The following is a 23,732-nucleotide window of genomic DNA, read 5'->3' on the forward strand; positions in this document are numbered from 1 at the left end:
TTTTTTGTAAGTGTGAATAAATAGTTATTTTTTTGCTTATGTCGTTAAATGAAAAATCGTATTCTCTTACAGAAGCTATGGTAAAAATACAACAATTTTGCGTATATCAAGATCGTTGTCACAAAGAAGTTGTAGAAAAGTTACAAACCATGAACATGATACCCGAGGCAATTGACCTAATTGTTAGCGGATTAATTCAAGATAATTTTCTAAATGAAGAACGTTTTGCCAGAAGTTTTGCTAGAGGGAAATTTCGCATTAAAAAGTGGGGGCGTTTGCGCATTGTCAGAGAATTGAAGTTTCGAAATATTTCTAAGTTTGTGATTGATGCTGCCTTGAAAGAAATTGAAGAAACTACCTATCTTGCAACACTTAATGAATTGGCACAGAAACGCGCAAAAGCCGTAAAAGAGACAAATCCGCTAAAGCGAAAAAAGAAAATTGCTGATTATTTATTGTATCGTGGTTGGGAATCGCATTTGGTGTACCAAAAGATCAATGAGATTGTGAAGTAATATTACACAATACTATTTTTACGATGTGTTCTGATAATGGCTTGTTCATTTTTCCAATCGATCCATTTTTGACCTTTTATTTTGCGCATGAAATTGTCGTAATTTCTCATAATAAACAAGTTGTATATCGCTTGTCCAAAGTTTTTTGGTTTTCTAGCAATCGCGCGTAAACTCATGGAAAAACCTGGTGTTATATATTTCATGTAATGCCACCAACCTTCAGGCATATAGAGAATGTTGCCATGTTCTAAGTTTGCAATATATCCTTGTGCTTTTTGTAGTGCTGGCCATTTTTCAAAGTCTGGATTGGAGAAGTCAATGTCTTCACGAACAATCAAAGAATGTGGAATTTTGTAGAGGTAATTACTTTGCTCTTGATCAAATAGAATGCATTGCTTTTTTCCTTCAAAGTGAAAGTGAAAGATATTGGCCAAATCAATATCATAATGCATAAACGTATGCGAATTGGTTCCTCCAAAAAATAACATTGGTAAAGATTTCATCAACTTTAATCCAAAATTAGGAAAGGTAAAATCTTCTTGCAAGGATGGTACTTCTTTTAGAATATTCCACAAGAAAATACGATATTTTGTAGGTTCACGTTTGAGCAAATCCACATATTCTGACATTTTCATTTTGGCATGTGCTTCATTGAAACCGTCTTTATAGTCTACAGGTCTGTCATCGTACAAAGGCACTTCAATATCGCCTGCAATCTCTTTCATATAGTCCAAACTCCATTTGCTGTACGCAGGCCAATCTTCTATATAATTCTCTATCACCACAGGTTTTTGCGGCTTGAAGTAATTTTTTATAAAGTCTTCTTTGGTAATTGTGTTAACCCTTGGAATTTCTTGCAGATTCAATTTCAAAATTCTAACGTTTATGATAGCTAAGTTACTAAATTGTTACGAAATATTATTTTTTTAAATTAAAAAAGAGCCCAATTATGAGCTCTTTAGTAACTATTTTTTGGTACTCATTATTGTTTTTTCGTTAATACTGCAGCTTTCTTTTTTTGTTTGGCTTCTTCGTTTCGTTCAATTGTATGATCGGGTCTTGACCATTTTGGTTTTTCTCCCAATGCTTGATATTGAGAATCTTCTGCTTCTACAGTTTGCGGTTGCACTTTTTTGGTGAATGGTTTTTGTGGGTTTAATCCTAACATTTCAAACATTTTCATGTCTTCATTGACATCTGGATTTGGTGTCGTTAATAACTTATCGCCTGCAAAGATAGAGTTTGCTCCCGCGAAGAAACACATTGCTTGTCCTTCTCTACTCATATTAGTTCTTCCCGCAGATAAACGTACTTGCGTTTCTGGCATTACAATTCTTGTGGTAGCTACCATACGAATCATTTCCCAGATTTCTACAGGTTTTTCATCTTCCAACGGCGTTCCATCAACAGCAACTAAAGCGTTGATTGGCACAGATTCTGGTTGCGGATTTAGCGTAGCTAACGCGACTAGCATGCCTGCGCGATCTGCTACCGATTCACCCATTCCGATAATTCCTCCACTACAAACCGTTACATTGGTTTTGCGCACATTGTCAATGGTTTCCAAACGATCTTCGTACCCACGTGTAGAAATAACTTCTTTATAATATTCTTCCGAAGAGTCTAAGTTATGATTGTATGCGTACAATCCGGCTTCTGCCAAACGTTGCGCTTGATTTTCTGTCACCATTCCCAGTGTACAACACACTTCCATATCTAATTTATTGATGGTACGCACCATTTCCAATACTTGATCGAATTCTGGTCCGTCTTTTACATTTCGCCATGCAGCTCCCATACATACACGTGAACTTCCAGAAGCTTTGGCGCGTAATGCTTGTGCTTTTACATGCGGAACGGTCATTAAATCGTTGCCTTCAATATCGGTATGATAGCGTGCTGCTTGCGGACAATACCCGCAATCTTCTGGGCAACCGCCCGTTTTTATAGATAGTAATGTAGAGACTTGTACTGTATTTGGGTCGTGATGAATTCTGTGTACTGTTGCGGCTTCGTACAACAGTTCCATCATGGGTTTATTATAAATTTCTATGATTTCTTCTTTCGTCCAATTGTGTCGTATGTTGCTCATAAAAAAGTGAATTTGGTGACAAAAATAGTTATATCCATTTAGATTCTGCTTCTGTGGCGTCTAAAATATCAATTTTTAATCTTTCTGCAATTTGTTTTGCTACTTTAAACGCATCTTCCTTATCAGTTGTTGCATAGGCTTTGATGCGGTGGTTTCCATTGTAGAATAAATTGAGTACAATGATATCATTTTTTACAGTAGCTTCCGCAGATAATGCGCGTACTTTTGCCGATTCTGTAGTGCTGAATACTGAAACATATTCAATATCGGGCAAATCTTCCCATTTCCCAAAACGAAAGCCAAACAACTCTACAAAAGTTCTGTAACGTTTGATGTCTAGCTCAATTTCTGATCCGTCTCTATTAAAGAAGAAGATGGACATTCCGCAGAAAATCATTCCAAATAAATTTCCAGTCACCAGCCAAGCAATTCCCATAAAGAAAAAAGCAACACCAAATACATAACGCATGATCGGAACTTTACGCTTAAAAACTATGTTTTTTTTCATTGTTTGTGTAAAAGATAAAATCCGCACAACGGCGGATTTTATAGTGTTTTGTATGTTTATTCTTCTGTTGTAGCATCAGCGTCGTCCGAAGTAGTAGCTTCGACTTCTGTAATGTCTTTTCCTTTTAAATATTCTGGCAAATCCATTCCTGCCATGTTGAACATTTCCTGTAATGGCGGAACCGCTTTGTACATGCCTGAAATAAAGTTGGACGTAGAAGTTTTTCCATCTTTTCCGCCACTACCATTTTCCCAAACGGTCACTTTATCAATTTTAATATTTTTAATTGCTTCTGCTTGTAGTTTCACCAATTCAGGTAATTTATCAGCAATTAATAATAGAACGGCATCTCTGGAGCTATCGCCCGCAGCTTTTACAACTTCTTCTAAACCTGCTGCTTGCTTCGTTAATACTTCGTACTGACCTTGTGCTTCTGCTTGTGCTTTGAATAAGATAGCATCTGCTTCCCCTTTTGCTTTTCTACGAATGCGTTCTGCTTCTGCTTCTGCATCAATTTCTACTTTCTTTTTATCAATTTCCGCAGGAACAATAACATCTGCCATTTGTGAAGAACGTTCTCTTTCTGCTCTGGCAACTTCTGCTTCACGCTCTGCTGCATACGATTCTTCCAAGGCTTTTGCCGATTGCACTTTTTCAGATGCTATTGCCACACGTTCTGCTTCTGCTTCACGCTGTCTACGTAAGGAATCAGAGTTTGCTACAGCAATTTTTGCGGTGTTTTCTCCTTCTACTGCTTGTGCATTTGCAGCGGCTACTTGTGTACGTTCATCTTGTAATGCATTTGCTTCACCAATAGAACCATCTCTATTTTTTTCTGCAACCGATTTACGTGCTGCGTTAATTGCATGTGCTGCTGCTTCTTTACCAAGTGCTTCAATATAGCCTGATTCGTCAACGATATCTGTAATGTTTACGTTGATTAGTTTTAAACCTACTTTCTTTAATTCTGATTCGACGCTTTGTGAAATGTTCGTTAAGAATTTATCTCTATCGGAATTAATTTCTTCAATATCCATTGAAGCCACTACCAAACGTAATTGTCCGAAGATAATTTCTTGTGCAAGTTCTTGAATTTCATTCTGACCTAATCCAAGTAAACGTTCGGCTGCATTTTGCATAACGCCTGGTTCTGTAGAAATACCAATGGTAAATCGAGAAGGTACATTCACACGAATGTTTTGCTTACTCAAAGCATTGACCAAGTTTACTTCTATGGAGATGGGCGTTAAGTCTAAGAATTCATAATCTTGAATCACTGGTAGTATAAATGCTGCTCCACCATGAATACATTTTGCAGATTCTCCGCCACCAACTTTACCATATACTACTAAAATTCGATCTGAAGGACAGCGTTTATATCTACGTATAAATACTGTGATTAATAAAAAGATAAAGAGTCCAGCGGCGACGAGTAAGATAAGTCCAGACATTTCGCCAATTGGATTTCCATCGCTACCACTATTTTGCATTTGCAATAAGAGGAATGCTTTTGTCATAATTTGTTTTGTTTATTGGTTGAACGATTAATATTCCGGTTCCTGTAATTTCGATTACTTCTACTACAGTTCCTGTTTTGAGTGTTTCATTACTGTCGGCAAGTGCGTCTAATTCGCGTAATGCTCCTTGAACGTTGACGTGTACTTTTCCTATTTTGGAACGATTGGCTCCGATGGTTAAATACACTTCTCCTACGTTTCCTATCGCATTTTCTAGTTTGAGTGTTCCGCTACTTACCAATTTGTTTATATAGTAAATAAGCGACGCCATGACAAACATCATTGCCAAGCCAGCTAATGTGGATATTAAAATAGTCACACCTTTTCCGTAACCTGCATTGATGGAAGAGATTCCTGCCCAGCTAAAAATGGTAAAGAACGCTACCAAATTTTTGAATGTAAAGAATTGAAAACCAATTCCTGTATCGCTTTCTATTTCGGCATCTACGTCGCCGTCCACGCCATCTGCATCACCTACTAAAAAAGTAGTGATTAATACAAATACAAAAATTGTGGATGATATTGCAGCGATGATCCAATACCCTTTTTCAAAAGCTGTTAATGCTGAAAACCAATCTCCCATAGCATACGGTTTTAATGTGTTATTTTTAATTTTTTGTTGAATTTAGTCTTTGCATAACAATACTGAAACAGCATTCCCTCCAAATCCGACCGCATTCACTAAAATGTTGTTTAGTTGTTTCGGTTTTTTTCCTTGATCAAGATACGGAATTGAGATGAATTGTTGTTGCTGTATCATCAGAATTGCTAATTCTACACTTAATATTCCTGAAGCTCCAAAAGTGTGACCTATTTTCCATTTATTCGTAGTTAAACTTGGCATTTTGTTACAAAATATTTTTTTGATTGCTTGATATTCTGCCAAATCGCCTTTTATCGTGCCTGGCGCATGCAGTATGATTGCGTCAATTTCTGCTGGTGAATGTTGCTGGATTGCCATACGCATCGACTTTTCAAAACAGATACCTTCTGCAGAAATAGACGTATTGTGTTTTAAAATTTCAGTTGCATAGCCAATGCCTCTAATTTTTGCTAATGCACTTGACTTTTCTCCTTTTTCCAAACAGATAGCAGCGGCACCTTCGCCCAAAATCATGGTGTTTCGCTTTTTTTCTAAGTCTAAGGAAATACACGGATACGCTGCTTCTTTTTTGGCATAAATGTGCAATGCTTGCATTTGTGCAATGGTAAATGGTGTTAATGGTGCTTCACTTCCGCCGACTAAAAACTTATCTGCCATTCCCGATTGCAACCAGGCAATTCCGTTGAGTAGCGCATGCAATGCGGTAGAACAGGTTATGGAATGTGATATTTGTGGACCAGCAGTTTGCAAATCGTGCGCCACCCACGAAGAAATATTACCCAATGTTGTGGTTGGTGAACTTAGCGTTTGTGCGTGTCCATCTTGTAAAAAATCTTTGTGATATTTTTCAAAAAGTGTCGTTGCTCCACGTGACGAACCCATGTTGATTCCGAAGTCACTTTCGTTTTTCCAACCTGCGTTTTCAATAGCAATTCGCGAAGCTATCATTGCATATAAAACACTATTGTCTAGATTTTTATATTTTGAATTGGAATTTTTCAACGCGGTTACGGCTGCTTCTGCTGTGGCAGAAAGTGATGCTGTATATACTTTTGTATCTTGAATTGTTTTTTGTTGAAAACAATGTGAGTTGTTAAGGTAGTTTTTCCAGATTTCAGCTTGCGTATTTCCTAATGGAGATACCGAACCCAAGCCTGTTATTGAAATACAATCATGCATCATATCGACATATATTGAGAGTGCTAATATCGTAAGAAATGTGATGATTTGCTAACATTTGTAGACGAGTTTGAAATTCATTTTGTTTGTGTGAAAAAGTCTGTTGGATTTTAATTTAGAAAGTAGTATTTAACGTGAGTTCGATATAAATATTATGCTATGTACTTTATTGTTAATACATTACACTTAATGTCAAATCGAGCGCAGTCGAGATTCCTTTGAAAATATCAATTCTTAGCTGTTCTCGACTGCGCTCGAACTGACAAGTGTTTATTTTTCAGTAAATTACAAGTAAAATAAAGGTTTTTTAAGTCGAACTCACGTTATTTAAAAGATTCTTCTTCAATTGTTTTTGAACTATTGGAAGATCAATTCTATCAAAATAGGTGTGTATATCTTGCATTCCGTCTATTGCCAGACGAATCCATTCTTTTTTTACTTCACCTTCGCTGAGTAAATATTCTTCTATGATGGTTTCTTGGGGAATTTCAAGAATTAATAATATCGCTGCAATGACAATTCCTGTGCGATCTTTTCCAGATAAACAATGCACAAGTATTGGAAATTGTACCGCTGGATTTTCGAACGTTTTTATGATTTTATTGAGCCAATTTTTTACTTCTTTTTGACTGGTATCGTATTTTTCAACCTTGTTGGCCATGGGAAAATGATAATAGTCAACTTCAAATACAGCATCATCTGCACCGTTTCGTAAGTTGATGATGGTTTTTGCATGTCCTATTTCGTCAGGTGTTTTTACATAATCAATACTTCCACCTCGTAAGAGTCGGTTTTCTTGCACTATTTTTTTTCCACTGATGAGATTTATATAGTCACCAACATCTCTAAAATTTACGCAGCCATCTGTATAGTCTAATCCCATAGGTGTTGTATTGCGAAAGTTAGTTATAGCTCATCTAGCGTATCACGAATTGCCTGATAAATTTGTTCCAATTGCGCATCTGTTGTAATGTATGGCGCTAAAATGTAAATGGTATTTCCCAACGGACGTAAACAGACACCTTTGCTCATAAACGAATTGAAAAGTTGATCGCGCAGGTTTCCATATCGTTCCATTTTGATGTTGAGATCGAGCGCAAATATTTGTCCTTGTTGTCGTGTAGCTGCAACTTTGTGATGTATTTGTATTTCTTGATCAAATTTTTTGTGGGAAGCTTCTATCCGTTTCAAATTTACCTGCATTTCATCAGATTGCAGCAATTCAATTCCCGCAATAGCGGCACTACACGCCACCGGATTTCCCGAATAGGTATGCCCGTGAAAGAAGCCTTTTTTCATGTCGTCCGCATAGAAAGCACTGTAAATTTTTTCACTGCAACTCGTAATTGCCATGGGCACCATTCCTGCAGAAAGCGCTTTGGACAAACACATAATATCAGGCTGCGTTTCTATGTATTCAGAAGCAAAGTTTTTTCCCGTTTTTCCAAAACCTGTCATAATTTCGTCGGCAATTGTAACGACATTGTGTTGCTGTGCAATTTTTAAGATTTCATTGATATGTTCAGCTTTGTGCATTTGCATTGCTGCCGCACCTTGCACTAACGGTTCATAAACGAAAGCAGCTACTTTGTGTTTGGTAATTAATTGTGTGAATAGTGCTTTTACATCTTCTATATTTTCAGCATTGGGCACAGGAATTCGTGCTACATCTATAAAGAATTCTTCAAACGGTCCGTTGTAGACGGATAATCCTGAAACTGACATCGCACCAAACGTATCTCCATGAAAACCGTTTTCCAACGCGATGATTTTTCCGCGTTTTTCGTTGTTGTTGAAATGATATTGCAATGCCATTTTGATCGCGACATCAATTGCTGTAGAACCATTGTCAGAGAAGAATAATTTTTCTTGATTGTCGGGTAATATGTCGATAAGTTTTTCGGAAAGTTCTACCGCAGGTTGGTGCGTGAATCCTGTGAAAACCACATGATCCAAGCTGTGCATTTGCGCCGTTACTTTTTCAATGATATACGAGTTGCAATGTCCGTACACGCAGGTATACCATGAAGCGATTCCGTCAATATATTCATTGCCATCTTCATCGTATAAAACGGCTCCTTTTGCGCTGGTAATTGCAATGTGATTGGGATGCGATTTGTGCTGCGTTAACGGATGCCAAAGATGTTTTTTATCTCTTTCTTGTAAGCTCATTATAGTGTTGATTTGAATGTTTCCGCGTATTCGCGAATGACATTTTGGTCAAAATACGGTTCTTCATCAATGCGTCCGATCACAGGAATATTGGTCATTTTTTTGATGATTTCTTCTGTTGTTGGATGTTGTTCTCCACTAAAAATAATAGACACGTTGAACCCTTTTTCTTTCAATAAATTTACCGTTAGTAATGTATGATTGATGCTTCCCAGATAATGGCGCGACACCACAATAACGTGATATTCAGGTTTGATGAGATCTAAAATGGTGTTTTCATCATTTAACGGTACTAAAATGCCGCCTGCGCCTTCAATAACGAGATGATTTTCCGTTGTTGGCTCTTGAATTTCTTCCAGATTTATGGTACGATTGTCAATTTCCGCGGAAGCGTGCGGACTCATCGGCGTATTGAGCGCATAGCTATTCGGATGAATTTTAGTTTTTTTGTTAGAAATGTATTTTTCTATTTTGTGACTGTCTGAATTGTCTAAATCGCCCGCCTGTATAGGTTTCCAATAGTCTGCTTCCAATGCTTCAGTTAAAATTGCAGAAGCGACTGTTTTACCAACTTCGGTAGAAATTCCTGTAACGAATATTTTTTTTTGCATTAGTTTTCTTCTGGTTTAAAAATTTCTCCACATACGTTGCATTGATAGCGTTTTGGTTCTATAAATGGAAATAACAGGTATAGTAAATTTTTCTTTGGTGGTGCAATTAGCACTTTGTTTTCATTACAATTAGGACAAATAATTCTGTTTCTTTTTCTATCTACTTCATATTCGCGCAATTCGTTGTAAAGGGCAATTGCAGCTTCTTTGTCTTGCAAATGCACTTGCAATTTTACACCTCCAATTGCGTTGCTTACAAACGGATCTACATCTACAGTATACTGGTCTCTTAGAAACACTTCGATGCCTTCCGACATGAATTTTCCTTGCATGACACGTGCTTCTGCGGTGTATTCAAAAGTGGTTACTGTGTAAAAATCGTTTTTCATAGTTTCAGTCTTTGTAGTGCGTTGGCAACTGCTTTTATTTCAGTTTCTGTATTGTATGAATGTATACAAAAACGCAAACGTTCTTTTCCTTTGGGAACTGTGGGCGATACAATAGGTTTGACTTCAAATCCTTTTTCTTGTAGCTTTTTTGCTGCGTTTTTCACATTTTCAATTCCAGAAAAGATACAACAATGAATTGCCGCATTTCCAGGAATGAAGTTTAGATTTTTTGTAGCTTCTTGAAATACACGAATGTTTTGTTGTAAACGTTGTATTTCGGTTGTTACAGTGAGTTCGTCATAGGCAATTTTGATCGTAGCTACCGAATGTGGCGATAAACCAGTTGTGTAAATGAGACTTCGTGCAAAGTTGACCAAGTAGCTTTTTAAGGTTTCGCTTCCTAAAATTGCAGCTCCGTGACACCCTAGCGCTTTTCCAAATGTGTAGATTCTGGCGAATACGTCATTTTCTAGGTTTAATTCGTGTAATATTCCTTGTCCGTTTTCACCAAAAACACCCAACGCATGCGCTTCATCTATAATTAGAAATACATTTGAAGCTTTACACAATTCTACCAAGGTTTTTATATCGGGCGAATCGCCATCCATGGAAAATACAGATTCTGTAACAACATAGATTTCTTGATCGGGAGTATTGGATTGTTGTATTTTTTGAATTTTTTCTTGTAAGTCTGTAAGATCGTTGTGTGTGAATTTGTATGATTTTGCATGACTCATTCCAACACCATCACGAATGGACGCATGAATGAATTCGTCATAAAAAATGACATCTCCACGTTGAGGCACTGCCGAGAAAAACCCAATATTGGCATCGTATCCGGAGTTGAAGAGCAACGCACTTTCTGCATTGTGAAATTGGCAGAGTTGTGCTTCTACTTCTTGATATAGTAGATGATTCCCTGAAAGCAAACGCGATCCTGTGGCGCCATTTTGTTGTAGGTTTCTGTCTATGAGAAATTGATGCGTTTTGTTAAAGATCGTTTCCGAAGTAGCAAATCCTAAGTAATCATTCGATGCAAAATCAACCAAATCTGTGGATACTGAAAGTGAGCGCAAACTGTTGTTTTGGATGCGTTGTTGTAATTTTGCGTGTATTTTTTTGGGTATTTTCATAAATCAATCCACTTCGAATTATGAGCTATTCTTGCATCTAGCAAATCTATTTGTAATGTTGTGGCTAGTTGTTTTCCTACTTTCATTGCTTCATCACCATTGACCAAACGGTATATTTTAAAATGTTTGTTTCCAGCATACCATAAATTTACTTCATACGTGTCTACATTTTTCTTAAATACTGAAATATATTCTAGTGCAGGCAATGGTTTCCATGTTCCTTGTTTAAATATTAGGAATGAACGTTCGTGTTTGTAACGATTGTTTTTGAAATCGAAATAATATGCTTGAATTATAGAGAAATAAAAAGCAAACATGAGTGCAAAAGTTGCCAATTCGAACGTGTTTATGTTTCTCATAAGTTTGGTTCTTTCCAAGGAGAATTCGAATTCATAAAAGAAGAGTACCGCAAGTGTAATTGCTGTTGCGTACAACAATGCTGCTATCACATTTTGCCAAAGCGGTCTGTTTCCTTGCGAGATTACAACTTCATCTTTCATGAGGTAAAAATAGGGATTATTCTATGGAAATTTGCGAAGATTTTATGGAGAAATGTGATTATTGGATGGTAATTTTTTCAATAATAAAATAGGCTGTTTGGAAAGTCTGGATTTTAACTTTTCAAACAGCCTATTTCGGTTTGTCCGTTTATTTTTAGATGGTATTGATGTATGTGATGAGCTTTTTCAAGCTTTTTTCCTTGTTGAGTTTGATGCGATTTTCTTTGATGAACGCACTAATTAAGTCAGCTTTTTCAGGAAATAACGCTAAAAAGTCTTTTTTCCTTTTCGGAATTTTAATCGCGTGTCCGTCATGTGCTTTTTCTATATAGAATTCGCAACGCATGTCTTTGAATTCTGTCGTTACCGTAGAAGCAGTACCGCCATAAGTTGCTTTGTTTCGCTTTACGAGTTTTTTACATTGCTTTCTGTATAGTGAAACGTTTTTATTTTCTTGCAAACTGATGTAATATCCTAAATCGTTTTCTTTTTCACTGTCAACTTTTTTCAATACTCGGTACGTAACATTATTTGCATGCTGATTGATGACATAGTTTTTCTTTTTGGAAATGATGAGAATGTCTTCTTTTTCAGAACTTTTTACTTCCATTTCATCCATTAATGCATTGTAGCGTACTAGGTACACTTTTCCAACAGGTGCAATTTTTGCTGTAGCGAATGAATTTTGCACGTATGGAGTTCCAATCGTATTTGGTCCGTACGTGACTCCTTGATTTCGCACAACAACAGCATTTAAGTCATTGTCAAAGTCCATGGAGGCTCGCAAACCATAATCTGCGACATCTGTTGACGGTTTTTCTCCATAATAACTTCCTCCGCTACATTGTTGCGCATTTACTTCAAAAGCAAATAGCATGCAAATTGCCATAAAGAAAGTTAATTTTTTAATTGTGGTTTTGGTGTGAAGTGTTTTCATAATGAATCTTTTTTTGGTTTAATGTTACTTTAAAGTTACAAAAAAATACACGCCAACGAAATTATTGGCACACTTTCCACAAATAAACACCTGATTTTGTTTATTTTACACAAAAAAAAGCATTAAACGGATGCTTAATGCTTTTTCTATACTGGAAACTATGCCAATTTTACTATAAAATTGGTATTAGTAAATACTTACAGGGAATTTACGTACGTAATAATTTGTATTAAATCTTCGTCATTGATGACTTTGAGTTTGTTTTCTTTTATGTACGCTTTTACGATGTCTTCTTTGCCCACAAAGAGTTTTGCAACACCTCTGCGTGTTCTTGAAAGTTTTTGTGCGTTTCCATTGTTATTGAATTCCACATAGTATTCTGTTTTCAATTTTTGGAATTCCGTCACTACTTCTTGTACAGGAATCATGTATGGAGATTGTTCTAAACCGACAGCTAGTTTTTTAGCATTCTTTTTGTAGAGCGCTACTCGATTGCTTTCTAGTAATACTTCATAATATCCTAAAGCACTCATTTCTGGTCTGTCATCGCCATCTAAAATTTTATATACAGTATTATCTTCCGTAAAAATTATTTTTTCTCTTTGACGGTATTTGTTGATCCATCCTTTTTCCTTTCCGTTTTCAATTTCCATCTCATCAAAAAATGCATTGTATCGTCCTTTGATGGCTTTGCTTGTTGCTGAAACTTTTACTTCTTTGAATTCCTCGTCAAAATATTGTGAACCATCAGCAACTTCAAGTAAACTTTTGTCTGGATTTACATATCCAAGTCCGAATAATGGATTGAAATGTGGTACTAAAAAGAATGTAATGGTAGGCGAATTGTCTGTTTGGAGCGTTGTTGTTTGTTGTGCGTATGCTGTTGCAACAAATAGGAGTAAAAATGCACTAAGGCAACTAGTTTTAAAAAATGATCTCATAGCGGTCTGCTTTAATTGTTAATAAATAAATCAATTAAGTTTTACATTTTATACCACAAAAATCTTACCAATTTCACATTTTAAAGTAGATTTTTTGATATTAAAACCATCTTTTACAAGGAGTTCGCATAATTGATCAATCGCACCAAGTCTTGTTCTTTTGTTACTTTAATTTTATTCTTTTTGATGAATGATTTGATATCGCCTTGTTTACTTGCAAATAGCTTGATGAGTGATTTTTTCTTTTTAGGCAATTTTACAGCACTTCCGCTATCACCATATTCGATGTAGAACTCGCTTTTTTGCTCTTTGTATTTTGCAGACGTTTTATTGATATTTCCATACGCCGCAGCTTTCGCTTCCACAAATTTCTTACGGTCTTTTCTGTACAGTTTAATGTTTTCACCATTGGTTAGCTGCACATAATATCCTAATTTGTCTTCTTTAGCTTCTACATTTTCTAATATTTTATAGGTAATATTTCCTTTGTTCTGCTTGATGACATAGTTTCTATTTTCCTTAACCATTACAACAGTGTCATTTTGCTGAATCACTTCCATTACGTCTAAAGCGACATTGTAACGAATCATAAACACTTTATCTATTGGCGAAATTTTAGCTGAATTAAAAGTTTCATCGTAATACGGAGTTCCTTCAATATTTGCTTTCAGTATTCTGTTTAAGTTTTTCTGAAGGATTGCTTGTGTGCTAACATCGTTGTGAAACATGGAAGCCTGCACAGCTTGTTTTGCGGATTGTGCAAAGCCTATTGAAGTTACAAGGAAGAGTGCACAAAGGCAACTACTTTTTTTAAAAAATGATCTCATAGTGACCTGGTTTAATTGTTAGTAAATAAATCAATTAAGTTTTTACATTGTATGCTCCAAAAATCTTATCAATTTAACCTTTTCATAAGATTTTAACATTAAGGGAATCTTTTATAGGGAGTTCGCATAATTGATCAATCGCACCAAGTCTTGTTCTTTGGTTAATTTGATTTTATTCTTTTTGATGAATGATTTGATATCACCTTGTTTACTTGCAAATAGCTTGATGAGTGATTTTTTCTTTTTAGGTAATTTTACAGCACTTCCACTATCACCATATTCAATATAAAATTCACTTTTTTGCTCTTTGTATTTAGCAGAAGTAGAGGTTGTGGTGCTACCATAAGCGGTACGAGTAACTTCTACGAACTTTTTTTTATCTTTTCTATACAGTTTAATCTTTTCACCATTAGTTAGCTGAATATAATATCCTAATTTATCCTGTTTAGCTTCTGCATTTTCTAAAATCTTGTAGGTAATATTTCCTTTATTTTGTTTAATGGTGTAATTTCTATAGGCCTTATTCATTACCAAAGTATCCGTTTTTTGAATAACTTCCATCACATCTAAAGCAACATTATAACGAACCATAAATACTTTACCAATCGGTAAAATTTTAGCTGAGTTAAATGTTTCATCATAGTACGGTGAGCCTTCAATATCGTTTTCATAGTCTTTCCCCATGTTTTTTTGCAATATTGCTTGTGTGGTCATCTCATTGTGCATCATTGTACTTTGTCGTTGAGAAAATCCGAGTGTACTGAATAAAAGGATGCTACAAAGAAGTATAATTTGTTTTCCGATTACGGGTAGTTTCATAATGTTTTGGTTTTATTGAAGTGAATTTACGAATTGAATGATGTTCGTTCCAAATAATTTGTTGTTTTTTAACGTATTGCAAATATCAGTCCACTTTTGGAAATCAAGAACACAATTTTTAATTTCTGTACTGTGCATCAACACTTCTAAAAGTAATACCAATTTACATTTAAAATGGTGTTTTGGATACGAAGTTGCTTTGGCTGTATAGGATGCTGTGAATGGTTTGCATAGCCATAGCTACGGAAAGTATTCGCAAAGAACTAAACTGCCAAATGAACGAGTTTATAAACATCATTTTATGTGTAAATTGGTATAAGTTTGTATAGTAAGACGAATTATAGGCAATATGGTTTAATTGAGGTATTTTCTAAAAACCAAAAAAGCACCAAACTTAATAGTTTGATGCTTTCCGTGTTTGTATATGATTTGCTGTTATTAATCAGCTAATACAATAACTTTATTGTCTTTCATTTCAATAGTACCAGAATTGATCGCTAAAATCGTTTCTTTACCATTTTGTGTAAATTTTTCGGCGATTTCTTCATCGAGTGTAATGTCTCCTTGAATTTTCACAGTTCCTTCACCCAATAATGATACAATAGGTGCGTGATTGTTTAACATTTGAAACTCACCATTGATTCCTGGAACAGCCACCGAAGTAACTTCTCCTTTAAATAATACGGCTTCTGGTGTAACAATTTCTAAATACATATTCTTTTAGTATTGAGTTATGAGTATTGAGTATTGAGTTGTTAGTAATTATATTACCGCTAATATCTCAATTCTCACTACTTAATTTTACGCTTCTGAAAGCATTTTTTCTCCAGCTTCAATCGCTTCTTCAATGGTTCCTTTTAAGTTGAAAGCAGCTTCTGGTAAGTGATCTAATTCTCCATCCATAATCATGTTGAATCCTTTGATCGTTTCCTTAATATCTACCAATACTCCTGGAATTCCTGTAAATTGTTCTGCTACGTGGAATGGCTGAGATAGGAAACGTTGCACACGACGCGCTCGGTTTACCGCCATTTTATCTTCTTCAGATAATTCTTCCATCCCAAGAATCGCAATAATATCTTGTAATTCTTTGTAACGTTGTAATAACTCTTTTACACGCGTAGCACAATCGTAATGCTCATCTCCTAAAATATCTGCTGCTAAAATTCTTGACGTAGAATCTAATGGATCTACCGCTGGATAAATACCAAGCTCGGCAATTTTACGAGATAATACTGTGGTTGCATCTAAGTGGGCAAATGTTGTTGCTGGTGCTGGATCGGTAAGGTCATCCGCAGGTACGTAAACTGCCTGTACAGATGTAATAGATCCTTTTTTGGTAGAGGTAATACGTTCCTGCATTGCTCCCATTTCGGTTGCTAATGTAGGTTGGTATCCTACCGCTGATGGCATACGTCCTAAAAGGGCAGATACCTCAGAACCTGCTTGTGTAAAACGGAAGATGTTATCTACGAAGAAAAGTACATCTTTTCCTTGTCCATCACCTGCTCCATCACGGAAATACTCAGCAATGGTCAATCCTGATAATGCAACTCGTGCACGTGCTCCAGGAGGCTCGTTCATTTGTCCGAATACGAATGTTGCTTTCGATTCTTTCATCGCAGCTTTATCAACTTTCGATAAATCCCATCCACCTTCTTCCATAGAGTGCATGAAATCGTCACCGTACTTGATAATTCCAGATTCTAACATCTCACGTAAAAGGTCATTTCCTTCACGCGTTCTTTCTCCTACTCCTGCGAATACTGAAAGTCCACCGTGACCTTTTGCAATATTGTTAATCAACTCCTGAATTAGTACTGTTTTACCTACTCCGGCACCACCAAATAATCCAATTTTTCCACCTTTTGCATAAGGCTCAATTAAGTCGATTACTTTAATCCCTGTAAATAATACTTCTGTAGAAGTTGATAAGTCTTCGAATTTTGGTGCTTCTCTGTGGATAGACAAGCCGTTATCACCATCTTTTGGCAATTCTCCTAATCCATCAATCGCATCTCCGATTACGTTAAATAGTCGGCCGTATACATCGTCGCCAATAGGCATTTTAATAGAGTCACCTGTAGTGAGTACGTCTGTACCTCTACTGAGACCATCTGTTGAATCCATAGAAATAGTACGTACGGTATTTTCTCCTACGTGAGATTGTACTTCTAGTACTAATTTTGTACCGTCTTCTCTAGTTATTTCTAATGAATCGTAAATTCTTGGAAGTTCGCTCCCAGCGTTGAATGCTACATCAACAACAGGACCTATAATTTGTGCAACTTTACCTGTAACTTTTGACATTACTTAAGTGTTTAATGTTTAGGTTATTAAATACTGAAAAACGGATTTCATATTTTATGCTAAAACATGACCTTTTTTCGCGGTGCAAAGATATATTTTATTAATTAAAATAAGTAGTGTTTTGGTATGATTTTTACGAATTAAATAGAAACTTTGATTTCTACACGTATTTTTTGACTTTATGAATCTAGATTTCATAAAAAAAGCGCACCATAATGGTACGCTTTTCATATTTATTTGTGTTTATGTTTTTATTAATTGATCACCCAAGAAACAAAGTATTGAGCTCCAATAGTTCCAACTCCAGGTGCGCTTAGGTATTCATGTCCTAAGATGTTTGCTGCACCTAGTTTGATCGTTGATTTTTTGAAACGGTAGTTCACTTGCAAATCAATTAGTGAACGTGCAGTTACCATTCCATCAGCAAAAGTTGATTCCCATAGGAACGCATCATTCCATCTGTAATTGATATTGAATCCGAAGTTATCAAAAAGATCGTTGTTTCCAAAAGATGCTTTTACTTTATGCTCTGGCGTGTTGAAATTTGTTTCAAAATCTGGATCACTTGCTTGATCAAAATCAAGTTTCGCATACGTATAGTTGATTCCGAAGTCAAAATCGCCAAATACTTTCGTGTTGACTCCAATAGCCACACCATACGAGTTGATGTCTGCATTTGAGTTAGAGTATAACTGGAATGGTGTAAAGTCGCCATTTGCTGCTGCAATTACGGCTAATGGTGTCTCTTCTCCACCTACTGGCGTTAAATCGATTTGATCAGATAAATTTACATTACCATAGTTAGGTACAATTACGGTTCTGTTTGCAATGAAATCTTTGTAAGCATTGTAATACGCACTTACATCTACGGCAATATTGTCATATACAATTCCACGGTATCCTACTTCAAACGCAGATACTTGTTCTGGTTTTACAAATTCTACATTTGCACGCTCTAACACTGAAACATCACCTGTTGCTCCAAATCTTTGAAATGAAGCTAATGTAAAGGAGTTGTTGTATGCATCATTTCCTGAAAGCGTTACGGTTCTGTCTAAACCAAATGCTTCTAACGCTGCTGGGAAGTTGTTTGTGATTGGTCGTGTTGTGTAACGATCTAAGTTATCTGGAGCAGATCCTACCAAGATAGCATTTCCAACATCTAAACCAATGTACTGATCTTGTGTAGTTGGATTACGGAAACCTGTTTGGAAAGAAGCTCTAAAGTTGTGTTTTTTAGCTTCGTCTGGCGAAAATACTAAGGACAATCTTGGCGAGAAGTTTCCATCAAAGTTTTGTGCTTTGTCATAACGAATAGAACCTGTAAACTTCATTTTATCTTCCATGAATTTCTTTTGTACTTGTAAGTACGCTCCGTATTCATCGTAACGAATAGGACCATCAACATCTGTAAAGATAGTTCCTTGAGAATCTAGTACATATTCACGGAATGATCCACCAACTTGAATGTCAGCCACATCAATTAAGTGTGAGAAATTATAGTTTACATCAGCATGATATAGTTTTGTATTATCAATAAATCGAGAACCTGTTAGTAAGTCTCCATCTGCGGTTACAGAATTTAATGCATTTTTAAATCCTGGTGTTCCAGGCACTAAACGACCAGTATCTGCAACGCCTCTTGCAAATGCATGTGCAATTGTTGGATCACCTGGCGTTACTCCAGGAACACCTCCTGTAATAGCTCCTAAATATCCTGTAGCATATTCGGTAAACCATTGCTGATCTGATTTCCATCTTCTGTTTACGTTGATCGCTGTAAAACGTGTATCATACGAATCACCCGCTTTTTCAGCAGTTACATATCCTCTGATAAAGAAATTGTTGTTTCTAATTTCTAATTTATGCTGTTGCATGAAGAAGTTTTTGATAGAATATCTGTTGGCTCCTTGATAGATTGTATTTCCTCGACCAATTTTTGAATTCCAAATTACAGTAAAGTCGTTTGCCCAAGGCTTGTAATGTAAGGCTAAATCTGCTTTTACACTTTCTGCATCATAATCCATTAAGTCACGCTCTTCATATCCTGTTCTAGAGATTCTTTCAGAACCAAAAGTTCCTGTTGGCGTTCCTGCTATCGCATCAAAATCTAACGTAGTATCAACCTCATCTCCGTAGATATTTAATCCATTATATCCTGGATTTGATCTATCACCTGTAAGAGCGTCACCGGTGGCAGCATCATAATTTGTATAGTCGGTAGCAAACCACTCTGTACCGTTTAGGAAAGAGAAAGATGCTTTTACTGCTAATTTATCGCTAAATGCATGTGCCGCTCTAAACCCAAAGTCAACAAAAATATTGTCTCCTGCATTGCTAGAAGAAGTCATTCCTGATTTTGCATAAAATGTAATTCCTTGGTGTTCGTATGGATCTTTACTACGCATAAACATGATACCGTTGAAGGCATTTGCTCCATATAAAGCAGAAGATGCTCCTGGTAGTAATTCTACCGTATCTACATCTAATTCAGACATTCCTAATAAATTTCCAAGAGCGAAGTTTAGGGCTGGAGAAGAGTTATCCATTCCGTCTACCAATTGCATAAATCTAGTATTGGCAAATGTTGCAAAACCTCTAGTGTTTACCGATTTGAACGTTAAACTGTTTGTGTTAATATCGACACCTTTTAAGTTTTCTAAGGCATCGTAGTACGTTGGAGCAGACGAGTTTCTAATAGCTCTTGCATCCATACGTTCTATCGTTACAGGGGATTCTCTAATCCGTTCTGGCGTTCTAGAAGCTGAAATAACGATTTCGTCCAATTCTGATCCTTCATTCAGGACAATAGTAACGTCTTCGTTGTTTTTGGTAATTTCTACGGTGGCATCTTGAAAACCGATGCTACTCGCTGTAATTTTAAAAGGTGGCTCTTGATCGACTTTTAATTTAAATTTTCCGTCAAAATCAGTACTTGTTCCTGTAGAAGCTCCTACTACAACAATGTTTACACCGGGGATTGGCATGTTATTGCCGTCCACAACTTTTCCACTAACATTGGTTTGCGCAAATAACCCTGCACAAACCAACATAGCTAAAATTGATAGATATGCTCTCATAAGTCTTTTGGTTTAGTTATTATGAGAACAATATACGCTTTTTTACGATATTCATAAAAAAAGCGATCATATTTTAAAGTTATTCTACTGTGACGGATTTTGCTAGGTTTCGCGGCTGATCCACGTTGCAATCGCGCATAACCGCAATATAATATGACAGTAATTGTAAAGGAATTGTTGTTAAAAGCGGCGTAAGCAACTCTAAAGTTTCAGGAATTTCAATTACGTAATCTGCAATTTTCTTGATGCTTTTATCACCCTGCATTACAACTGCAATAATTTTTCCTTTTCTTGATTTTATTTCTTGAATGTTACTAACCACTTTTTCGTAGTGTCCTTTTCGAGTAGCAATGACAACTACTGGCATTTGCTCATCAATTAATGCAATAGGTCCGTGCTTCATTTCTGCTGCTGGATAACCTTCTGCATGAATATAGGATATTTCTTTAAGTTTTAACGCGCCTTCTAACGCTACTGGGAAGTTATACCCACGACCTAAATATAAGAAGTTGGTAGCATCTTTGTAGATGTTAGAGATGGTTTTTACATGATTATCAGATTTAAGTGTTTTTTCCACTTTGGCAGGAATAGCGTCCATTTCTGATAAGTAGGTATGAAACTCTGATGTTGAGATGGTTCCTTTTTTCTGCGCTAATTTTAATGCAATCAACGTCAATACCGTAATTTGTGTGGTAAATGCTTTGGTAGAAGCGACTCCAATTTCTGGGCCTGCGTGTGTGTACGCACCTGCATGTGTTTCTCTTGAAATTGAGGAACCTACCACATTACAAACTCCAAATACAAAAGCACCTTTACTTTTTGCCAATTTGATAGCTGCCATAGTATCTGCCGTTTCTCCAGATTGAGAAATTGCAATAACCACATCATTTTCAGTAATCACAGGATTTCTGTATCTAAACTCTGAAGCATATTCTACTTCAACAGGAATTCTTGTTAGGTTTTCAAACACATATTCTGCTACTAAACCTGCGTGCCATGATGTTCCGCAAGCAACAATGATAATTCTGTTTGCATTTAAAAACTTTTCAATGTTATCATCAACTCCAGCCATTCTAATAATGCCTTCATTTGCCAACATTCTTCCTCTGAAGGTATCCAAAATTGCTCTTGGTTGTTCGTATATTTCTTTGAGCATGAAGTGGTCGTATCCACCTTTTTCAATTTGCTCTAAGTTGAGTTGTAATTCTTGAACGTACGGATCTACTAAAGAATCGTCTTTTATTTTACGAACTTTTACTTTTTTACCTCTACGCACAATTGCCATTTCTTCATCTTCCAAATAAATCGCATTGTTGGTATATTCAATAAAAGGAGTGGCATCAGAAGCAATGAAAAATTCTTCGTCTCCAATTCCAATGACTAACGGACTTCCCAAGCGTGCTACTACTATTTCGTCTGGTTTTTTTTGATCAAACACCGCAATTGCATACGCTCCAACGACTTGATTTAATGCGATTTGCACTGCTTTTCCAAGCTTTACATCTTCATTTTTCTTTACATCTTCAATCAAATTTACCAATACTTCTGTATCCGTATCTGAATGAAATGTATAGCCCCTATTGATTAATTCTTGCTTTAATGGCTCGTAATTTTCAATGATTCCGTTGTGAATGATTACCAATTCACCCGAATTTGAATAATGAGGATGTGAATTTATATCGTTTGGTTCTCCATGAGTTGCCCAACGCGTATGTCCGATAGCTAACGATCCATCTATTGAAATTTCTTCTTTGACACGATTTTCTAAATCAACTACTTTTCCTTTGGTTTTGGATAGCTTGATGTTTTTACCATCGTATATTGCGACACCTGCACTGTCATAGCCTCTGTACTCCAGTCTTTTTAATCCTTTCAGCACCACAGGATATGCTTCTCTGTGACCTATATAACCTACGATTCCGCACATAGTTTCTTCTTAATTATTGATATTAATTGCTTTCTGGTATTGTGTAAAAAATTTCCAGCCTTAATCTTTTGTCTTCTGGTACCGCTGGCGTGCTTCCATACAATACGGTTCCAAACGGATGCATGACAGAGATAATTGGGACAAATTCCTCTTCTGTTGTACTTGTTTTTATTTCAGCCGGACCTATAAAGTTTAAGTCTATATGGGATGATACCACCAATCCGAGTTTCACATTGGATGAATCTTTTCGAATAAGGTTGTTCATATGTTCTGTAACCCTAATTTTGTATTGTGTTGCTTCTCCTTCATCATCACGTTCCAAGATACCACCGTATATTCCTTTTGATAATGATGGAGATGCAGCATTTACAGTTTCATCTTCAAAATAATCAAACAACGGGAAATTGTCAGTCATATTGTATAAATAAATACGTTGTGGATCTTCCGCACCTTCAACCTGTTCGTTATTATTTACATAAAACACTAAATTAGCATCGTTGATCAACCAACCGTTTTCTCTAATTTCTTCCAACTGATCAGCAACACCATTGTTATCATTATCAGGGCCGAAAAGCTCAATGACTGCCATAGAACCTTCGCCACCTTTTAAATACAAGTTATCTTCCGTTGCTGTTACATCCTGTGTAAATGTAGGCGTGCTAAATGAATTTATGATATTTGCGGATGATAAGCTTAGGTTAAATTTCGCTTTTTCAGTTTCAACCGTATCGTCAGAATCGTCTGTATTTCCTTGCGTATCAACTTTCTGATAGGTATAGTTAACTTCAATAGTAGCATTTTGAAGATCTAATAATTGTAATGCTTCCGTGTTTTCAGTAGTAATATGAATACCTCTAAATAAGTCTTCTGCCCTAAATACATTATTATTGGATAGCTTTATGCTTCCTTCATTGTCCACAATTCTCTCCTGAAAGAAAGCTGCGTCTAACGGCACACGAATTCGTGGCGATAATGTTTCTTCTATCACTGGATCGCCATTTTCGTCTAAAACTGCTGCTCCGTTAACATCGGTTTCTTCTATCTCTATTTGATTAAGATTTATTTGGAAAGCCGTATTTTCATAAAGTGTTTGTCCAACACGGTTTGAAAAATCTTCATCCGAATAATAAATTTGTGGCAAACCATCTTCATCAATGGCTCTTAAAAAATACGTGAGTTCTTGAACGCGTAATGTAAAAGTCTGTTCTAGATTTCCGTAAAGAGAATCTACCTCAACTTCCGTTTCTCCGTCGTCATTAATGGTGCTTGTACTGAAGTATGGAATGTTCAACCAAACTTCCGTCACCGTTTCCATTTCCTCTGTATCTGTTAAATCTTCGTCCTCTTCTGCTTGACTAAAATCACCAAACTCAGGATCGCCTGCAAATAAACTTGCTTGTATCGTTAAGCTTGAAAACGTAGTTCCATATACAGGATCTACATTTTTACCCAATTGATACACGGGTAATGCGTTTGCTTGCACTGCTCCAATACGTTTGTTGTATGCACGTACTTCGGAATCTGCAAACAAATCTGTTGTAAAATTATTATTTTCAATAATTTCGTCTCCAACAGTTCTAAACTCATCATCACAAGCTACAAAGCCTAGTACCAATAAAAGTACAACTAAGCCACCTGTAAGTGTCTTTTTAAATTTGTTCATAAGTGTAA

At 36.2% G+C, this 23,732-nt stretch carries 22 protein-coding genes; 1 reads left to right on the forward strand and 21 read right to left on the reverse strand.

Annotation, left to right across the window (positions count from 1 at the left end):
• The first annotated feature begins 38 nt into the window (after positions 1–38).
• Positions 39–515: a regulatory protein RecX gene (locus KORDIASMS9_RS03425; protein WP_114901493.1), complete on the forward strand. Its 477-nt coding sequence runs from the start codon at positions 39–41 to the stop codon at positions 513–515.
• Between the two features lie 2 nt (positions 516–517).
• Here KORDIASMS9_RS03425 and KORDIASMS9_RS03430 read toward each other — a convergent pair whose 3' ends face one another.
• The 21 genes from KORDIASMS9_RS03430 to KORDIASMS9_RS03530 form a co-directional block, all read right to left on the reverse strand.
• A complete protein-coding gene (locus KORDIASMS9_RS03430; RefSeq protein ID WP_114901494.1) occupies positions 518–1,387 on the reverse strand; it encodes a cupin-like domain-containing protein in 870 nt (289 codons plus the stop codon).
• A gap of 110 nt (positions 1,388–1,497) precedes the next feature.
• On the reverse strand, positions 1,498–2,607 hold the full coding sequence (gene bioB / locus KORDIASMS9_RS03435) for a biotin synthase BioB (protein WP_114901495.1): 1,110 nt from the start codon (positions 2,605–2,607) through the stop codon (positions 1,498–1,500).
• Positions 2,608–2,635: 28 nt separating this feature from the next.
• Positions 2,636–3,115 carry a hypothetical protein gene (locus tag KORDIASMS9_RS03440; RefSeq protein WP_114901496.1) on the reverse strand — a complete coding sequence of 160 codons (480 nt, stop codon included), beginning with the start codon at positions 3,113–3,115 and terminating at the stop codon, positions 2,636–2,638.
• Positions 3,116–3,171: 56 nt separating this feature from the next.
• Positions 3,172–4,566: a flotillin family protein gene (locus KORDIASMS9_RS03445; protein ID WP_114905132.1), complete on the reverse strand. Its 1,395-nt coding sequence runs from the start codon at positions 4,564–4,566 to the stop codon at positions 3,172–3,174.
• Positions 4,567–4,594: 28 nt separating this feature from the next.
• The gene (locus tag KORDIASMS9_RS03450) at positions 4,595–5,215 is read right to left on the reverse strand and encodes a hypothetical protein (protein ID WP_114901497.1); all 621 of its coding nucleotides are present in this window, start codon (positions 5,213–5,215) and stop codon (positions 4,595–4,597) included.
• Positions 5,216–5,257: 42 nt separating this feature from the next.
• The gene (locus KORDIASMS9_RS03455) at positions 5,258–6,415 is read right to left on the reverse strand and encodes a beta-ketoacyl synthase N-terminal-like domain-containing protein (protein ID WP_205318063.1); all 1,158 of its coding nucleotides are present in this window, start codon (positions 6,413–6,415) and stop codon (positions 5,258–5,260) included.
• A 307-nt stretch (positions 6,416–6,722) separates the two neighbouring features.
• Positions 6,723–7,298, reverse strand: a complete 576-nt coding sequence (locus KORDIASMS9_RS03460) for a tyrosine-protein phosphatase (protein ID WP_114901499.1) — start codon at positions 7,296–7,298, stop codon at positions 6,723–6,725.
• A gap of 23 nt (positions 7,299–7,321) precedes the next feature.
• Entirely contained in the window at positions 7,322–8,587 is a 1,266-nt protein-coding gene (gene bioA / locus KORDIASMS9_RS03465) for an adenosylmethionine--8-amino-7-oxononanoate transaminase (protein WP_114901500.1), read from the reverse strand.
• Positions 8,587–9,198, reverse strand: a complete 612-nt coding sequence (gene bioD / locus KORDIASMS9_RS03470) for a dethiobiotin synthase (protein WP_114901501.1) — start codon at positions 9,196–9,198, stop codon at positions 8,587–8,589. Before bioD ends, bioA begins: the two co-directional genes overlap by 1 nt.
• Positions 9,198–9,587 (reverse strand): DUF2007 domain-containing protein, encoded by a 390-nt coding sequence (locus KORDIASMS9_RS03475; protein WP_114901502.1) that lies wholly within the window; start codon positions 9,585–9,587, stop codon positions 9,198–9,200. Before KORDIASMS9_RS03475 ends, bioD begins: the two co-directional genes overlap by 1 nt.
• Positions 9,584–10,720 carry a pyridoxal phosphate-dependent aminotransferase family protein gene (locus KORDIASMS9_RS03480; protein ID WP_114901503.1) on the reverse strand — a complete coding sequence of 379 codons (1,137 nt, stop codon included), beginning with the start codon at positions 10,718–10,720 and terminating at the stop codon, positions 9,584–9,586. The genes KORDIASMS9_RS03475 and KORDIASMS9_RS03480 overlap by 4 nt, the downstream gene beginning before the upstream one ends.
• On the reverse strand, positions 10,717–11,220 hold the full coding sequence (locus KORDIASMS9_RS03485; protein ID WP_114901504.1) for a hypothetical protein: 504 nt from the start codon (positions 11,218–11,220) through the stop codon (positions 10,717–10,719). Before KORDIASMS9_RS03485 ends, KORDIASMS9_RS03480 begins: the two co-directional genes overlap by 4 nt.
• 154 nt (positions 11,221–11,374) lie before the next feature.
• Positions 11,375–12,157 (reverse strand): hypothetical protein, encoded by a 783-nt coding sequence (locus tag KORDIASMS9_RS03490; protein WP_114901505.1) that lies wholly within the window; start codon positions 12,155–12,157, stop codon positions 11,375–11,377.
• A 197-nt stretch (positions 12,158–12,354) separates the two neighbouring features.
• On the reverse strand, positions 12,355–13,098 hold the full coding sequence (locus KORDIASMS9_RS03495; protein WP_114901506.1) for a hypothetical protein: 744 nt from the start codon (positions 13,096–13,098) through the stop codon (positions 12,355–12,357).
• 113 nt (positions 13,099–13,211) lie between these two features.
• Entirely contained in the window at positions 13,212–13,925 is a 714-nt protein-coding gene (locus KORDIASMS9_RS03500) for a hypothetical protein (protein ID WP_162819745.1), read from the reverse strand.
• A 111-nt stretch (positions 13,926–14,036) separates the two neighbouring features.
• A complete protein-coding gene (locus KORDIASMS9_RS03505; protein ID WP_162819746.1) occupies positions 14,037–14,744 on the reverse strand; it encodes a hypothetical protein in 708 nt (235 codons plus the stop codon).
• Between the two features lie 438 nt (positions 14,745–15,182).
• Complete coding sequence (locus KORDIASMS9_RS03510; protein ID WP_114901509.1) at positions 15,183–15,458, reverse strand: F0F1 ATP synthase subunit epsilon; 276 nt, start codon at positions 15,456–15,458, stop codon at positions 15,183–15,185.
• Between the two features lie 87 nt (positions 15,459–15,545).
• Positions 15,546–17,054: a F0F1 ATP synthase subunit beta gene (gene atpD / locus KORDIASMS9_RS03515; RefSeq protein ID WP_114901510.1), complete on the reverse strand. Its 1,509-nt coding sequence runs from the start codon at positions 17,052–17,054 to the stop codon at positions 15,546–15,548.
• Between the two features lie 254 nt (positions 17,055–17,308).
• Positions 17,309–20,134 carry a TonB-dependent receptor domain-containing protein gene (locus KORDIASMS9_RS03520; protein WP_114901511.1) on the reverse strand — a complete coding sequence of 942 codons (2,826 nt, stop codon included), beginning with the start codon at positions 20,132–20,134 and terminating at the stop codon, positions 17,309–17,311.
• Positions 20,135–20,213: 79 nt separating this feature from the next.
• Positions 20,214–22,061, reverse strand: a complete 1,848-nt coding sequence (gene glmS / locus KORDIASMS9_RS03525; RefSeq protein WP_114901512.1) for a glutamine--fructose-6-phosphate transaminase (isomerizing) — start codon at positions 22,059–22,061, stop codon at positions 20,214–20,216.
• Between the two features lie 22 nt (positions 22,062–22,083).
• Complete coding sequence (locus KORDIASMS9_RS03530) at positions 22,084–23,724, reverse strand: DUF4270 domain-containing protein (RefSeq protein WP_114901513.1); 1,641 nt, start codon at positions 23,722–23,724, stop codon at positions 22,084–22,086.
• Positions 23,725–23,732 lie beyond the last annotated feature (8 nt).

The organism is Kordia sp. SMS9, assembly GCF_003352465.1.
In the GTDB taxonomy this organism is placed as follows: Bacteria; Bacteroidota; Bacteroidia; order Flavobacteriales; family Flavobacteriaceae; genus Kordia.

Coding starts and splice junctions, on each gene's coding strand:
- KORDIASMS9_RS03460 (WP_114901499.1), bottom strand. CDS start 7,298: ATGGGATTAGACTATACAGATGGCTGCGTAAATTTTAGAGATGTTGGT.
- bioA (WP_114901500.1), bottom strand. CDS start 8,587: ATGAGCTTACAAGAAAGAGATAAAAAACATCTTTGGCATCCGTTAACG.
- KORDIASMS9_RS03495 (WP_114901506.1), bottom strand. CDS start 13,098: ATGAGATCATTTTTTAAAACTAGTTGCCTTAGTGCATTTTTACTCCTA.
- bioD (WP_114901501.1), bottom strand. CDS start 9,198: ATGCAAAAAAAAATATTCGTTACAGGAATTTCTACCGAAGTTGGTAAA.
- KORDIASMS9_RS03510 (WP_114901509.1), bottom strand. CDS start 15,458: ATGTATTTAGAAATTGTTACACCAGAAGCCGTATTATTTAAAGGAGAA.
- KORDIASMS9_RS03425 (WP_114901493.1), top strand. CDS start 39: ATGTCGTTAAATGAAAAATCGTATTCTCTTACAGAAGCTATGGTAAAA.
- KORDIASMS9_RS03485 (WP_114901504.1), bottom strand. CDS start 11,220: ATGAAAGATGAAGTTGTAATCTCGCAAGGAAACAGACCGCTTTGGCAA.
- KORDIASMS9_RS03440 (WP_114901496.1), bottom strand. CDS start 3,115: ATGAAAAAAAACATAGTTTTTAAGCGTAAAGTTCCGATCATGCGTTAT.
- atpD (WP_114901510.1), bottom strand. CDS start 17,054: ATGTCAAAAGTTACAGGTAAAGTTGCACAAATTATAGGTCCTGTTGTT.
- KORDIASMS9_RS03505 (WP_162819746.1), bottom strand. CDS start 14,744: ATGAAACTACCCGTAATCGGAAAACAAATTATACTTCTTTGTAGCATC.
- KORDIASMS9_RS03445 (WP_114905132.1), bottom strand. CDS start 4,566: ATGTCTGGACTTATCTTACTCGTCGCCGCTGGACTCTTTATCTTTTTA.
- KORDIASMS9_RS03455 (WP_205318063.1), bottom strand. CDS start 6,415: ATGCATGATTGTATTTCAATAACAGGCTTGGGTTCGGTATCTCCATTA.
- KORDIASMS9_RS03480 (WP_114901503.1), bottom strand. CDS start 10,720: ATGAAAATACCCAAAAAAATACACGCAAAATTACAACAACGCATCCAA.
- KORDIASMS9_RS03475 (WP_114901502.1), bottom strand. CDS start 9,587: ATGAAAAACGATTTTTACACAGTAACCACTTTTGAATACACCGCAGAA.
- KORDIASMS9_RS03520 (WP_114901511.1), bottom strand. CDS start 20,134: ATGAGAGCATATCTATCAATTTTAGCTATGTTGGTTTGTGCAGGGTTA.
- KORDIASMS9_RS03490 (WP_114901505.1), bottom strand. CDS start 12,157: ATGAAAACACTTCACACCAAAACCACAATTAAAAAATTAACTTTCTTT.
- KORDIASMS9_RS03450 (WP_114901497.1), bottom strand. CDS start 5,215: ATGGGAGATTGGTTTTCAGCATTAACAGCTTTTGAAAAAGGGTATTGG.
- KORDIASMS9_RS03500 (WP_162819745.1), bottom strand. CDS start 13,925: ATGAGATCATTTTTTAAAAAAAGTAGTTGCCTTTGTGCACTCTTCCTT.
- glmS (WP_114901512.1), bottom strand. CDS start 22,061: ATGTGCGGAATCGTAGGTTATATAGGTCACAGAGAAGCATATCCTGTG.
- KORDIASMS9_RS03530 (WP_114901513.1), bottom strand. CDS start 23,724: ATGAACAAATTTAAAAAGACACTTACAGGTGGCTTAGTTGTACTTTTA.
- bioB (WP_114901495.1), bottom strand. CDS start 2,607: ATGAGCAACATACGACACAATTGGACGAAAGAAGAAATCATAGAAATT.